10 protein-coding genes are annotated in these 13,553 nt (G+C 37.9%); all 10 read left to right on the top strand.

The window, feature by feature from the left end; all coding sequences use genetic code 11:
- Window positions 1-55 precede the first annotated feature (55 nt).
- The gene (rhaT, locus tag DF947_RS13150) at window positions 56-1,150 is read left to right on the top strand and encodes an L-rhamnose/proton symporter RhaT (RefSeq protein WP_109930480.1); all 1,095 of its coding nucleotides are present in this window, start codon (window positions 56-58) and stop codon (window positions 1,148-1,150) included.
- A 27-nt stretch (window positions 1,151-1,177) separates the two neighbouring features.
- Window positions 1,178-3,298 carry a bifunctional aldolase/short-chain dehydrogenase gene (locus DF947_RS13145; protein WP_109930478.1) on the top strand — a complete coding sequence of 707 codons (2,121 nt, stop codon included), beginning with the start codon at window positions 1,178-1,180 and terminating at the stop codon, window positions 3,296-3,298.
- 147 nt (window positions 3,299-3,445) lie between these two features.
- On the top strand, window positions 3,446-4,729 hold the full coding sequence (locus DF947_RS13140) for a sugar isomerase (protein ID WP_109930476.1): 1,284 nt from the start codon (window positions 3,446-3,448) through the stop codon (window positions 4,727-4,729).
- Between the two features lie 14 nt (window positions 4,730-4,743).
- Entirely contained in the window at window positions 4,744-6,123 is a 1,380-nt protein-coding gene (locus DF947_RS13135; protein ID WP_109930474.1) for an FGGY-family carbohydrate kinase, read from the top strand.
- Window positions 6,124-6,361: 238 nt separating this feature from the next.
- Complete coding sequence (locus DF947_RS13130; protein WP_109930472.1) at window positions 6,362-7,393, top strand: GntR family transcriptional regulator; 1,032 nt, start codon at window positions 6,362-6,364, stop codon at window positions 7,391-7,393.
- A gap of 345 nt (window positions 7,394-7,738) precedes the next feature.
- Entirely contained in the window at window positions 7,739-9,031 is a 1,293-nt protein-coding gene (locus DF947_RS13125; protein WP_109930470.1) for an MFS transporter, read from the top strand.
- 30 nt (window positions 9,032-9,061) lie between these two features.
- Window positions 9,062-10,045: an NAD(P)-dependent oxidoreductase gene (locus tag DF947_RS13120; RefSeq protein ID WP_109930469.1), complete on the top strand. Its 984-nt coding sequence runs from the start codon at window positions 9,062-9,064 to the stop codon at window positions 10,043-10,045.
- Between the two features lies 1 nt (window position 10,046).
- Complete coding sequence (locus DF947_RS13115) at window positions 10,047-11,501, top strand: FGGY-family carbohydrate kinase (RefSeq protein ID WP_109930467.1); 1,455 nt, start codon at window positions 10,047-10,049, stop codon at window positions 11,499-11,501.
- Window positions 11,501-12,949: an FGGY-family carbohydrate kinase gene (locus tag DF947_RS13110; RefSeq protein WP_109930465.1), complete on the top strand. Its 1,449-nt coding sequence runs from the start codon at window positions 11,501-11,503 to the stop codon at window positions 12,947-12,949. The genes DF947_RS13115 and DF947_RS13110 overlap by 1 nt, the downstream gene beginning before the upstream one ends.
- The gene (locus DF947_RS13105; protein ID WP_109930463.1) at window positions 12,942-13,541 is read left to right on the top strand and encodes a histidine phosphatase family protein; all 600 of its coding nucleotides are present in this window, start codon (window positions 12,942-12,944) and stop codon (window positions 13,539-13,541) included. Before DF947_RS13110 ends, DF947_RS13105 begins: the two co-directional genes overlap by 8 nt.
- Window positions 13,542-13,553: the final 12 nt, after the last annotated feature.

Genomic DNA, 13,553 nt, shown 5'->3' with positions numbered 1-13,553 from the left:
AACAGTTAAGCACATTGCGATTTCTATTTTAGACCAACCAAATATATCAACAGGCATGCAGGCATTTCTAGGCGTAATTTTTCATTTTATCGGCGGTTTCGCTTCCGGTAGTTTTTACATTCCATACAAAAAAGTTAAGGGCTGGGCTTGGGAAAGCTATTGGATTGTAGGTGGTATTTTTTCTTGGTTAATCGTTCCGCCATTGGCAGCGTTTTTAACCATTCCCAACTTTACCGATATTATTGCCAGTACGAATGGGAAAATCCTTTTAATAACCTACTTTTTTGGTATACTTTGGGGCATTGGTGGTTTAACCTATGGCCTTGGTGTTCGTTATCTGGGCGTATCTCTCGGAAGCAGTATTATCCTCGGTTTGTGCATGGTATTGGGTTCTATCCTGCCATCCATTTACTTCGATTTCTTCCCTCAGGCCGGAAAAGATACTTTCACTATGTTTTTGCAAACCGATTGGGGGCGAATGGTTCTGCTCGGTCTTTTGGTCTGCGTAATTGGAATTATCATCTGCGGAAAAGCAGGGATGATGAAGGAAAAAGAAATGAAATCTGGCGTTACAGATCCCCACGGACTAGAAATTAAAACTGAATATAAATTTGGTCTAGGTCTTTTTGTTGGGATCGTTTCTGGTGTTTTAAGTGCCTGTTTCAATTTCGGTATCGAGGCTGGTAAGCCAATGGCCGATGCCGCAAATACAATCTGGAAAGCAGCGAATCCGTCAGAAACCGGAAATTTTTTATTCTCCAATAACGTTACTTATATTATTGTGCTTTGGGGCGGTTTAACCACCAACTTTATTTGGTGCATGGTTTTAAATGCCAGAAACAAAACTTTTGGCGATTACACCAATAAAACTACACCACTGTTAAAAAACTACATTTTTTCGGCCCTAGCCGGAACCACATGGTTTCTGCAATTTTTCTTCTACGGTATGGGCGAAAGCAAAATGGGTAATGGTGCCAGTTCGTGGATTCTGCACATGGCTTTCATTATTTTAATTGCAAACGTTTGGGGCTTGGTACTAAAAGAATGGAGAGGCGTTTCCAGAAAAACATTAATTACGGTTTTGGTTGGTATCCTAACCATTATCGCTTCGGTACTTATTGTTGGTTACGGCAATTCAATAAAAGGTTAATCATTAAAAAATAAATAAAATATTAAAATGTCAATCGATACTAAAAGTTATAAGCATGTAAGCTATCTGTGGGATGAGGAAGAAGCCGCGAAACTGGCTGGAGATGAAGTTGCCCTACTCATTTATCGCTCTAATTTATTGGGAGCAGATTTGCGCTTAACCAATTATGGTGGTGGCAATACTTCTTGTAAATTATTGGAAAAAGATCCACTTACAGGTTCAGAGACTGAGGTAATGTGGGTAAAGGGTTCTGGTGGCGATTTGGGTACACTTAAAAAAAGCGGTTTGGCAGCACTTTATGTAGATCGTTTAAGAAGCCTTAAAAATATTTACCGCGGTGTAGAACACGAAGATGAAATGGTCGAACTGTTTAACCACTGCATTTTCGATTTGAGTTCAAAAGCACCATCAATAGATACGCCTTTACACGGATTTTTACCATTTGCGCATATCGATCATTTACATCCGGATGCTGCAATCGCAATTGCAGCGGCAAAAGATGGAAAGAAAATTACTCAAGAACTTTTCGGTGGTACAATTGGCTGGGTAGAGTGGAAAAAACCAGGTTTCGAGCTGGGTTTAACTTTAAAGCAATGTTTGGATGAAAACCCAGGGATTCGTGGGATTATGTTGGGTTCGCACGGATTGTTTACCTGGGGCGATACTGCTTACGAAAGTTACTTGAACACGCTTGAGGTAATCGAAATCTGTTCCGATTATCTTGAAAAAAATTATGGTAAAAAAGGTCTGGTTTTCGGTGGTCAGAAAATAGAAAGCGCCGAAGCCAATCAGCGTAAAAAACAGGCCGCATCATTAGCACCCGTATTACGTGGCTTATGTTCTTCAAAACAACATATGGTTGGCCACTTTACAGATGACTCTCGCGTTTTAGAATTCATAAATTCAAATGATTTAGGCCGACTTGCACCAATGGGAACAAGTTGTCCCGATCACTTTTTAAGAACAAAAATTAGTCCGCTGGTTTTGAGTTTGCAAAGCGATGCAGATTTATCAGATGTAAAAGCTTTAAAGGAAACGCTTGAACCTGCATTTGAGGCTTATAGAAAAATGTATACAGAGTATTATGAAACCTGTAAACATCCCAATAGCCCTGCAATTCGCGATACCAATCCCGTTGTAATTTTATATCCAGGGATCGGTATGTTTACCTTTTCAAAAGATAAGCAAACGGCTAGGGTGGCAGCAGAATTTTACATCAATGCCATTAACGTAATGAAAGGTGCAGAAGCCATTTCCGAATATACTTCATTACCGCACCAAGAAGCTTTTAATATCGAATATTGGTTGTTGGAAGAGGCTAAACTTCAGCGGATGCCAAAACCTAAACCATTAACTGGCAAAATTGCTTTAATTACCGGAAGTGCTGGTGGAATTGGTAAGGCAATTGCTAAAAAATTCGTTTCTGAAGGCGGTGTTGTTGTGTTAAATGATATGAATGCAGAGCGCTTAGAAGCAACAGGCAAAGAATTTGAAGCTCAATTTGGTAAAGATTCTTACAGTACCACACTTTTAAATGTAACCAGTCAGGAAGATATTAATGGAGCATTTGATGCTGCAGCGTTGGCTTTTGGAGGGATTGATATTGTTGTAAATAATGCGGGTTTATCGATTTCCAAAACCATTGGCGATCATACAGAAAAAGACTGGGATTTGCTTTATGATGTTTTGGTTAAGGGGCAATTCTTTATTACTCAGGCTGCAACAAATACGATGCAAAAGCAAAGTATTGGAGGCGATATCATTAATATTGTAAGTAAGAACGCATTGGTAAGCGGACCAAACAATGCCGGTTATGGCAGTGCAAAAGCAGCTCAACTCCATTTAAGCAGATTAAATGCTGCGGAACTTGGTGCCGATAACATTCGTGTTAATGTTGTAAACCCCGATGCCGTAATTAGCGATAGCAATATCTGGGCTGGCGGATGGGCTGAAGGTAGGGCAAAAGCCTATGGAATTACCGTTGCAGAACTGCCGGCTTATTATGCAAAACGTACTTTGTTAAATCAAATTATTTTGCCAGATGATATTGCCAATGCATGTTTCGCCTTTGTTGGTGGTTTGCTAAACAAATCAACAGGAAATGTTTTAAATGTTGATGGCGGTGTGGCCATGGCATTTGTAAGATAATAAAAGTAGTTTTAGTAAGTTGTTCTCTCGATCTGTGTTCTGCACAGATCGAAAATGACTTTGTAATCCTCCCTGTTTAAAACAGGGAAAAGTTAATGGGCGAATTTAATCGCTTAGATTATTAACCTAACAAAACCAAATATTCTGATGAATATCGAGCAGAACCAAATTGAAAAACATAACGACTCCCTTATAACTTCTCATCAGCGCAAGCTAAGTTTTTTAAAAGAAGACTGGTCTAATATCGATCTTGAAAGTGTTATCCAAAAACTTGTCGATTTTCAAATCGCCATTCCAAGTTGGGCTTTAGGCACAGGTGGAACCCGTTTCGGACGTTTTGCAATCACGGGTGGAGAACCACGTACCATCGAAGAAAAAATCGAGGATGTAGGTTTGCTTCACGCTTTGAATGGTGCAAGCGGTGCAATTTCCCTTCACATCCCTTGGGATATTCCTCAAAATGCAGAAGCGCTTAAAAGTTTGGCTGCTGGTTATGGCTTAAAGTTCGATGCCATGAATTCGAATACTTTTCAAGATCAGGCTGGTTCGGCCTATAGCTATAAATTTGGCTCACTCCAAAACGTTAATAAAGCCATTCGCAAACAGGCTATTGAACATAATATCGAAGTAATTAAACATGGTATTGCATTAGGATCTGATGCTTTAACCGTTTGGCTGGCCGATGGTTCTTGCTTTCCTGGTCAGTTAAATTTCCGCAAGGCTTTCGAAAATACATTGGAAAGTTTACAGGAAATTTATTCGGCGTTGCCAGAAAACTGGAAAATGTTTGTAGAGTATAAAGCCTTTGAACCTAACTTTTATTCAACAACGGTTGGAGACTGGGGACAATCATTACTATATGCTTCCAAACTTGGAAAAAAGGCATACACCTTGGTCGATTTAGGTCATCATTTACCCAATGCGAACATCGAACAAATTGTGGCACTACTTTTAATGGAAGGTAAGTTGGGCGGTTTCCACTTTAATGATTCTAAGTATGGCGATGACGATTTAACCGCTGGAAGCATTAAACCTTATCAACTTTTCTTAATTTTTAATGAGCTTGTAGAAGGTATGGATGCAAAAGGTATGAACCATGCGAGCGGTTTGGGCTGGATGATTGATGCTTCTCATAATGTAAAAGATCCTTTGGAAGATTTACTACAATCAGTGGAGGCCATTATGATTGCTTATGCACAAGCTTTGTTGGTAGACAGAAAGGCTTTAAACAAAGCTCAGGAAAACAATGATGTAGCAAAAGCCCAGGAAATTTTACAAAATACTTTTAGAAGCGATTTAAGAGCTTTGGTTGCAGAAGCCAGATTAAGAGCAGGAGCAGCCTTGTCGCCGATTGGTTTATACCGTGATTTAGATTGCAGAAAAAATTTGGTTAATCAACGTGGATTAAATACTGTTGCAACCGGTTTATAATATTGATAGAGAAGATGCCAAAGCCAGTTGTAGCTATATTTGATGTTGGGAAAACAAATAAAAAACTGTTTTTAATCGATGAAAATTATAAAATTGTTTACGAACGTTCTGCCCGTTTTGTAGAAACTGTTGATGAAGATGGCGAACCATGCGAAAATCTGGAAAGCCTGCGGACATCTGTTTACGATTCTTTGCAACAGGTTTTGAAAATGGATGAGTTTTACATCAAGGCTGTAAATTTTTCTACCTATGGCGCTAGTTTTGTTTATTTAGATGAAAACGGAACACCATTAACGCCACTTTATAATTACCTAAAAGAATATCCAGAAGCACTTAAAGAAGAATTTTATTCTACCTATGGAGGCGAGGAGAAAATTTCTTTAGAAACAGCTTCACCAATCTTAGGCAGTTTAAACTCTGGAATGCAGCTTTATAGATTAAAAAAGGAGCGACCTGCAGTTTTTGATCAAGTTAAGTGGGCATTGCATTTACCGCAATATTTAAGTTATTTAATTACCGGAAAAGCATCTGCAGATATTACGAGTATCGGTTGCCATACCCAGTTATGGGATTTTAATAAAAACGAATACCACAACTGGGTTTCAAAAGAAGGCCTGGATCAGAAATTTGGTGAATTTACGCCAGCTGACGCTAGTTCGGAAACGGAATATGAAGGCGCTAAATTTAAAGTAGGTGTTGGTTTGCACGATAGTTCTGCTGCATTAATTCCATATTTGGCCAATTTTTCTACACCGTTTATTCTGCTTTCAACAGGTACTTGGTGTATCAGTTTAAATCCATTTAATCAGGAGCCGCTAACGGCTGATGAGTTGAAACAAGACTGTTTGTGCTACATGCATTTTAAAGGCAAAGCAGTTAAGGCATCGAGAATTTTTGCTGGCTACGAGCATGAAATTCAGCTAAAAAGAATTGCAGATCATTTTGATAGAGCAGCCTATTTGTTTAAGCACTTAAAGTTTAATCCGGGCATGATTTTAAAACTGGCAAATAAAATTCCAGAAAATCAGGCTCAACAAACAGAATTTACCGCGAACTCTGCCTTTCCCGATCGCGATTTAAATATTTTTCAAACTGCAGAAGAAGCATATCACCAACTTATTTTCGATTTGATTAAACAGCAGATTTATTCTTTAAAATTGATTTTAAATTCTGGCGTAAGGAGGATTTTTGTAGATGGTGGTTTTGGAAAAAATGCCATTTACATGCACTTGCTGGCTACATCCATTCCCGATATTGAAGTTTATGCGTCGTCAGTTTCCCAAGCCACTGCAATTGGAACAGCCTTGGCCATAAATGATGCCTGGAATTCAAATCCCGCACCCAGTGATATTATTCAATTAAAGTACTATTCTGCCATTCAAAGAACTTTATAAAAAAATGTCTGTCTGAGCCCGTCGAAGATCCTTTTTAGTTGAAAAAACATTTGTCCTTCGACAAGCTCAGGATGACAATGTTTTTTCAATGTTATTTAAGGGTTCTTTTTAAACAAATTCACTTGTCAGTCTGAGCCTGTCGAAGACCTTTTAATAATTAAAATTGCCAAGATTCGTGTCCCCACGAACCTAAAAAAATTAAAGATTTTCGTTATCTTCGAAATCCAGTAAAAACAATTTGAAACCCGAAGATTTAATAGCGCACATCCATGTAGATGAATATTCCTCTACACCTAAATATAAGCAGCTAACAAATGCTATATTGTCTGCCATTGAAAGCGGGAAGCTAAAAAAAAATAGTCTTTTGCCATCCATAAATGAATTAAGTTTTGGCTTGGAAATGTCAAGAGATACCGCTGAGAAAGGCTATCGCCATTTAAAAAAACTAGGTGTGGTAGATTCCGTTCCAGGAAAGGGTTATTTTATCATTAATACAGATTTTTCCAGAAAATTAAAAATCTGCCTATTATTCAACAAACTCAGTACGCATAAAAAGATCACTTACGATGCTTTTACAAAGGCAATTGGAGAGCATGCTGCGATAGATTTTTACATTTACAATAACGATTTTGCTTTATTTAAAAAGTTGTTAATCAGTAAAAAAGACGATTACTCGCATTTTGTAATTATTCCACATTTTTTGGAGGGAGGTGAAAATGCGCATGAAATTATCAATACCATCCCGAAAGAAAAACTCATTATTTTAGATAAGCTATTGCCAGGAATAACCGGGGATTATGCTGCCGCTTACGAAAACTTTGCACAGGATATTTATGCGGCTTTAGAACAGGCTTTAGATCGTCTTTCAAACTACAATACCCTAAAAATTATCTTTCCAAAAAACAGTTATTTTCCACAGGAAATTTTGACGGGTTTTTATCGTTTCTGCCAGCAATATGCCTTTGCACATAAGGTAATCCATAACATTAAGGATGAAGAGATTACAGTTGGCGAAGTTTACATCAATTTAATGGAAGACGATCTGGTTATGCTAATCGAACGCCTCATTACTTTGAAATTAAAAATCGGTGAGGATGTTGGTGTAATTTCTTATAATGAAACACCGCTTAAAAGAATCATTTTGGATGGCATCACAACCATTTCTACCGATTTTAATCAACTTGGAACGCAAGCTGCTGAATTTATTTTGAGTGGCAGAACCGATAAGATAGAAATCCCTTTCTATTTAAACCTTCGGAAATCATTGTAAGTCTAAAATAGATGCGATTGTATTTTAGCTATTTTCCTAGCTAACATTTTCTAACGTTTTATCCATTCGGTTAGCGTAAAACCTAGTCGCAGCGTCCCGCTACGACATTCAAGTATAATAACTCACGAAACCTAAAATACCTTGCTTTAACTATTAGCCAGATCAAAATTACATCATATATCACATTTTTGTTTCATTATGTTTCTTTTTTAGTTTTATTTTGTTTTATTAACTTTAATTTATTTAATTTGAAATAAGAATTTAAAACTAACCAAATCAACTTAAGGCAAATGAAACTAACCAGTCATTCTGTTTGAAGTTAAATCAACCTGTTTAATTGTAACTATGAGCACACAAATTAATGCGCAGAATTCTTTCCTTGATCGGATTGGGATTCCAAAAAACCTTGCCTGGGGTTATCTCGGGATTTTAATTTTTATGATGGGTGATGGTTTAGAGGGAAGTTGGTTAAGTCCTTATTTGATTAACCGTGGAATGACCATCCAACAATCGGCCTCACTGTTTACGGTTTATGGCGTTACGATTGCAATTTCTTCTTGGTTTTCCGGCGTTTTGGCTGAGGGTTATGGACCAAAGAAAACAATGTTAATGGGCCTCATTTTATATATTTTGGGTACTGCTGGCTTTGTGGGCTACGGCGTTCCAAATCTTAACTATGGGGTTATGTTGGTAACCTATGCAATTAGAGGTTTTGGGTATCCATTTTTTGCCTATTCATTTTTGGTTTGGATTACATATAGAAGTCCGCAAAAGAAATTGGGAACAGCTGTAGGCTGGTTCTGGTTTGTTTTTACTGGCGGATTAAACGTTTTTGGCGCTTATTATTCCAGTTGGGCAATTCAAAATTTAGGTTATTTAAATACGCTTTGGAGCTCTATTTTTTGGGTATTGATTGGCGCCTTCTTCGCTCTAATTTTAATCAAGGATAAATTTAAAACCAGTGCGGTTGCAACGGGCGCAAGCAAAGCTGAGGAACTTAAGAAAGGACTAACCGTTGTTGTAGAAGAACCGAAAGTGTTGCTTGGTGGAATTGTAAGAATCATTAACACAACGGCACAGTTCGCTTTTCCGGTTTTTTTGCCAACATATATGGCTACACATGGCTTTAGTACAACAGAATGGATTCAGATTTGGGGAACCATATTTATTGCAAATATCGCTTTCAACCTAATTTTTGGCTTCGTTGGCGATAAGCTGGGTTGGAGAAATACAATCATGTGGTTTGGAGGCATAGGCTGTGCCTTAACCACTTTGTTATTCTTCTATTCACCCGTTCTTTTTGGAAGTAATTTTTGGGCAATAATGGCTTGTGGAATTTTATGGGGCGCTTTATTGGCTGGATATGTTCCGCTTTCTGCCTTGGTTCCATCTTTGGTTAAAAAGGATAAGGGCGCTGCAATGGCCATTTTAAACTTCGGGGCTGGATTAGCCGTTTTCGTAGGACCATTAATTGTTTGGTTGTTTATCGGAAGTCTGGGTGACGAAGGCGTTGTTTGGATTTTGGCCGGATTATATTTTCTTAGCGCCATTTTAACCAGGTTTATTACGCTTCCAGACAATGCAAAAACAGCACATTCAAACGAACCGGAAATACAAGTGATTCCGGCTTTAGATTAAGAACATCTTTTTAATATAAAATAAAAATATATGAGGATTTTAGTTACCGCTCCATATAACGAACAAGGAATACGTGTTTTAGAGAAAAATTTTGGTGAAGTTGTTTATAAGACCTGGAAAGAAAATGGCAGATCTTTCAGTGAAGATGAATTGAATGCGCTATTAGATGAAAGTAATGCAGATGCCCTAATTACCGAGCACGATCATGTAACTGAAAAGGTGATTGAATTACATAAAAACTTACAATTTATTGGGGTTTGTAGAGGAACGCCCTCTAACGTAGCGGTTGAAACCGCAGAAAAATATGGAATTCCGGTTTTTCATACACCTGCCAGAAATGCTCAAGCCGTAGCTGAAATGTTCGTAGCTAACGTAATCAATCTGTTAAGGATGACGATACCAAGCTGGCAGTGGCTAACTGGCGAAAATTGGGAAGCTGGAGCCCATACTTCATACCTCCAATTTAAAGGAAACGAGTTAGCCGAAAAAACAATTGGAATGGTTGGTTTTGGAGCTGTTGGGCAACGGATTGCGGAAATTGTTAAATGTTTCCCTTGTAACATTCAGTTTTACGATCCTTTCTTAGAAAATTTCGATCCAATTTATCATAAAACAACACTCGAAGATATTTTTGAAACCAGCGACATTGTATCAATACATTTACCTGTAAATAGCCATACAGTTGGGATGATTAACACTAACTTAATATCCAGAATGAAACCAGACGCTATTTTTGTAAATACGGCTAGAGCAAGTGTTGTAGACCGGGATGCTTTATTGGATGCTATTCAAAATAATAAGATTAGAGGGGCGGTGCTTGATGTTTTTGATCACGAGCCACCTGATGAAAAAGATTATCTATTGATTCATTCTCCAAATGTTTTAGCTACTCCGCATACGGCCGGAGCCACGCATGAGGTCGAGGATCATCATGTTAAAATATTGAATGCAAAATTAATGCACTGGCTTAAAGAAAAACAACTGGTTGATCAAAAACAGGATAATCAAATTTAAAATGGCCTTAAAAGAACAAGCTTACTTGGTGGTTGATATTGGTACGGGTAACGTTCGCGTTGCCCTAGCCAAACCTAATGGCGAAATCATTAGTATTGAAAGAGAAAATCTTCAATATCATAAAGATAACAATTACCCAGAAGCATTATATTTCGAACCAGATACACTTTGGGTACAAATTCAGCGCTTGGCAAAAGCTGTTTTAGTTCATTCGGGTGGTTATGAAGTTGAAGCAATAACCTCCACAAGCCAAAGAGAAGGAATTGTTTTAGTTGGTAAATCAGGTAAATCTTTAATCGGCTTGCCAAATATTGATCATCGGGGTAGGGAATGGGAAAATCTTATTGAAGATAAAACCGATGTTTATAAATTAACAGGGCGATACCCAACTTCTCTTTTTTCTGCTTTAAAAGTGGTGGGTATTCGGAATAAAAGACCGGAAATCTGGTCAGATTTTTCCACTTTTATGAGCATTAGTGATTGGGTAGAATATATGTTTTCAGGCGTTTTTCACTATGAACATTCACAGGCATCAGAAACCTTATTATACGATGTTGAAGGAAAAAAATGGTCAGATCATTTATGTTCGATCTTTAGTTTAAACCTAGAGGATTTACCTAACCTTACCCATTCTGGAAGTATTTTAGGCAAAATCAAACCTGATGTTGCCTCTCTTTTTAGTATTTCTAGTGAGGCAGTGATTATTGTTGGGGGTGCTGATACACAGCTTGCAGTTAAGAGTACACAACCATCAGAAGCTGATGTTGTAATTGTTTCTGGAACAACTACGCCAATAATTAAGCTTACCAAAAGTTATGAGCTTGATGAACAACAACGCACTTGGACAGGCAGACATATAGACGAAGATAGTTTTATGTTGGAAGCTAATGCAGGCGTAACCGGATTAAACTATCAAAGGTTAAAGGAAGTATTTTACCCAAATGAAGGTTATGATGTTATTGAAGAAGAGGTTAATGCGTTAGACTGCTTTCAGTGTGTGGCTTCTTTAGGTTCCTTATTGGCCGACGAAAAAACGCCATTAACGCGTGGTGGCTTTTTATTTGATGCACCAGTTTCACATCAACTTAGTCGTGGTAGTTTTGTTTGGGCAACTTTATGGGATATTGCCTGTAGCATAAAGGAAAATTACAATAGTCTTTGCAATGTTACAAGCCATAATCGGGATTATATTTGGGCATGTGGTGGCGGGGTTCAAAGCAAAACCTTAAGACAGTTTATTGCAAATTTATTGGGTAAGAAAATTATAATTTGTGATAGTTACCGCCAGTCATCAGTTGTTGGTGGAGTTTTTATCTGTAACGAAGCTTTAGGAAAAACACAACCAGAACGCGAAATTTTGGAAACGGTTTATCCACAAGATAAAGAAGAAGATAAAATCAATTATTTGGAATGGAAAAAAACCCGTTCATCTTTTAGAACATTGTTAAATCATTAATGGAGGCATATTTTTTAGGTATAGATATTGGTACTCAGGGTGCGCGGGTTATTCTACTAGATAATAATGGTGGAGTTGTCGGCGAAGCCGAGGAAATTTTTCCACTTAGTGATTCCTCTCGTGAAGAACAATCTCCACAAGATTGGTGGTTGTCTTGCCTAAAATCCTTGAAAAAATTGCTGGCAGAAGTTAAAATCGATAAAAGTAAAATTTTATCAGTTTCTGTTACCTCAACATCAGGAACAGTAATTCCAATCGATAAAAATAATGAACCGCTCCACAACGCAATTATGTACAGTGATAAACGCTCGGCTAAAGAAGGCGAAGTTTGTACTAAAGCGGCATTAAAATTTCATAATAAAGGTTTTACGGCTTTTGGTTCTTCAAGTGGTTTGGCTAAAATGTATTGGTTTGTTCAAAATTATCCTGCCAAAGCAGAAAAAATTCAAACATGGATTCATGCTGCGGATTATGTTACGGCTAAGTTGAGTAATGTATGGGGAATAACCGATTATACAAATGCCTTTAAATCCGGTTATGATGTAAGCGATTATTTTTGGCCAGAATATATTTCAACCGAGCTGGGCATAAAGAAAGAATGGTTGCCTCAAGTTGTTCCCTCGGGTTCGGTAATCGGAAAATTAGACGAAAAATTGGCGAATGAACTTGGCATAAATCAAATTTCCGTTACAGCCGGAATAACAGATGGCTGTGCATCGCAAATTGCTTCGGGTGCAATAAAACTTGGCGACTGGAATACCACAATTGGAACTACTTTGGTTATAAAAGGAGTAACCAAAAACGAAATCTTAGATCCCGAAGGAAGAATTTACAGTCACCGCCACCCGCTAGGTTATTGGATGCCAGGTGGAGCGAGCAATACGGGCGCAGACTGGGTATCGGAAGAATTTGGGAACGATTTAAAACAGCTCAATGAATCGGCTTGGAAACTTATTCCAACGGGTAAAATTTCATATCCTTTAATGCAAAAAGGAGAGCGTTTTCCAATTTTAGCTCCCCAAGCTTATGGTTTTGAAGATGGAAATTTATCTTTTGAAGAACGGTTTACCGCAAATATGGAAGGTGTTGCCTATTTAGAAAGATATGCTTTTGAACTGATTCATCATCTTTCTGGCGAAAAAATAAATGTTGTTTACACCGCTGGCGGGGGAAGTAAAAGTGATGCTTGGTTAAAAATCAGAGCTAATGTTTTACGTTGCCCGATTGTGAAAATGAAACACGTTTCCGGTGCAGTGGGCGCAGCAATATTGGCCTCATCTTCAACTTATTTCGAGAACTTGGTTGAGGCCGTAAAAGCATTAACCATAGTAGAAAAAGAAGTTTTTACTGATGATGAACTGGCCCATAAGTACGATATTTATTATAAGGAGTTTTTAAAGACCTTTATTGAAAAAGGCTTTATAAAAAGAGAAGAAATTTATGCTTAAAGTATATTTATTGCGCCATGGCGAAACGGCTTACAACGCTGACGGAAATCGTTATTGTGGCAGGACAGATATTGAACTTACAACAAAAGGCTTGCGACAGGCTAAATTTGTTTTTGAACAGTTAAGAGATACCAAAATAGATGAAGTTTATGCTTCGCCACTTTTTAGGGCAAAACGAACAGCTGAAATTGCTTCTGGTGAGCGGAAAGTAATTACCGATGAACGCTTAATCGAAATTGATTTTGGTAGCTGGGAAGGTAAAACCAGAGAAGAGTTTATTGCGGAAGATGCTTCGCTGTGGGAGAATTGGAGTAATGAACCCGAAAAATTTAAGGCCGGGGGCAGTGGAGAATCGGGCGCAGAAATTATTGATCGATTAAATAGCTTTTACGATGAAATGATCAGTAAACACAATGGAAAAACCATTCTTGTTGTGGGCCATAACGGCGTTAATAGATTGTTCATGGCGGGCAGATTGGGTATGCCATTAAATAATTACAGACAACTGGCTCAAGAAAATTCTTCCATTACATTGTTGGAATTTGATGAAGCAGGGGTAATGACTTTAAAACTTTTGAATAGCAAAATATAATTCAATACAGAA

Source organism: Pedobacter paludis, from assembly GCF_003173575.1.
Classification (GTDB): domain Bacteria; phylum Bacteroidota; class Bacteroidia; order Sphingobacteriales; family Sphingobacteriaceae; genus Pedobacter; species Pedobacter paludis.
This window is presented reverse-complemented; position numbering and strand designations above follow the sequence as displayed.

What these genes read in the sequence shown, in the direction of transcription:
- rhaT (WP_109930480.1), top strand. Translation starts at nt 56, where the DNA reads ATGCAGGCATTTCTAGGCGTAATTTTTCATTTTATCGGCGGTTTCGCT.
- DF947_RS13145 (WP_109930478.1), top strand. Translation starts at nt 1,178, where the DNA reads ATGTCAATCGATACTAAAAGTTATAAGCATGTAAGCTATCTGTGGGAT.
- DF947_RS13140 (WP_109930476.1), top strand. Translation starts at nt 3,446, where the DNA reads ATGAATATCGAGCAGAACCAAATTGAAAAACATAACGACTCCCTTATA.
- DF947_RS13135 (WP_109930474.1), top strand. Translation starts at nt 4,744, where the DNA reads ATGCCAAAGCCAGTTGTAGCTATATTTGATGTTGGGAAAACAAATAAA.
- DF947_RS13125 (WP_109930470.1), top strand. Translation starts at nt 7,739, where the DNA reads ATGAGCACACAAATTAATGCGCAGAATTCTTTCCTTGATCGGATTGGG.
- DF947_RS13120 (WP_109930469.1), top strand. Translation starts at nt 9,062, where the DNA reads ATGAGGATTTTAGTTACCGCTCCATATAACGAACAAGGAATACGTGTT.
- DF947_RS13115 (WP_109930467.1), top strand. Translation starts at nt 10,047, where the DNA reads ATGGCCTTAAAAGAACAAGCTTACTTGGTGGTTGATATTGGTACGGGT.
- DF947_RS13110 (WP_109930465.1), top strand. Translation starts at nt 11,501, where the DNA reads ATGGAGGCATATTTTTTAGGTATAGATATTGGTACTCAGGGTGCGCGG.
- DF947_RS13105 (WP_109930463.1), top strand. Translation starts at nt 12,942, where the DNA reads ATGCTTAAAGTATATTTATTGCGCCATGGCGAAACGGCTTACAACGCT.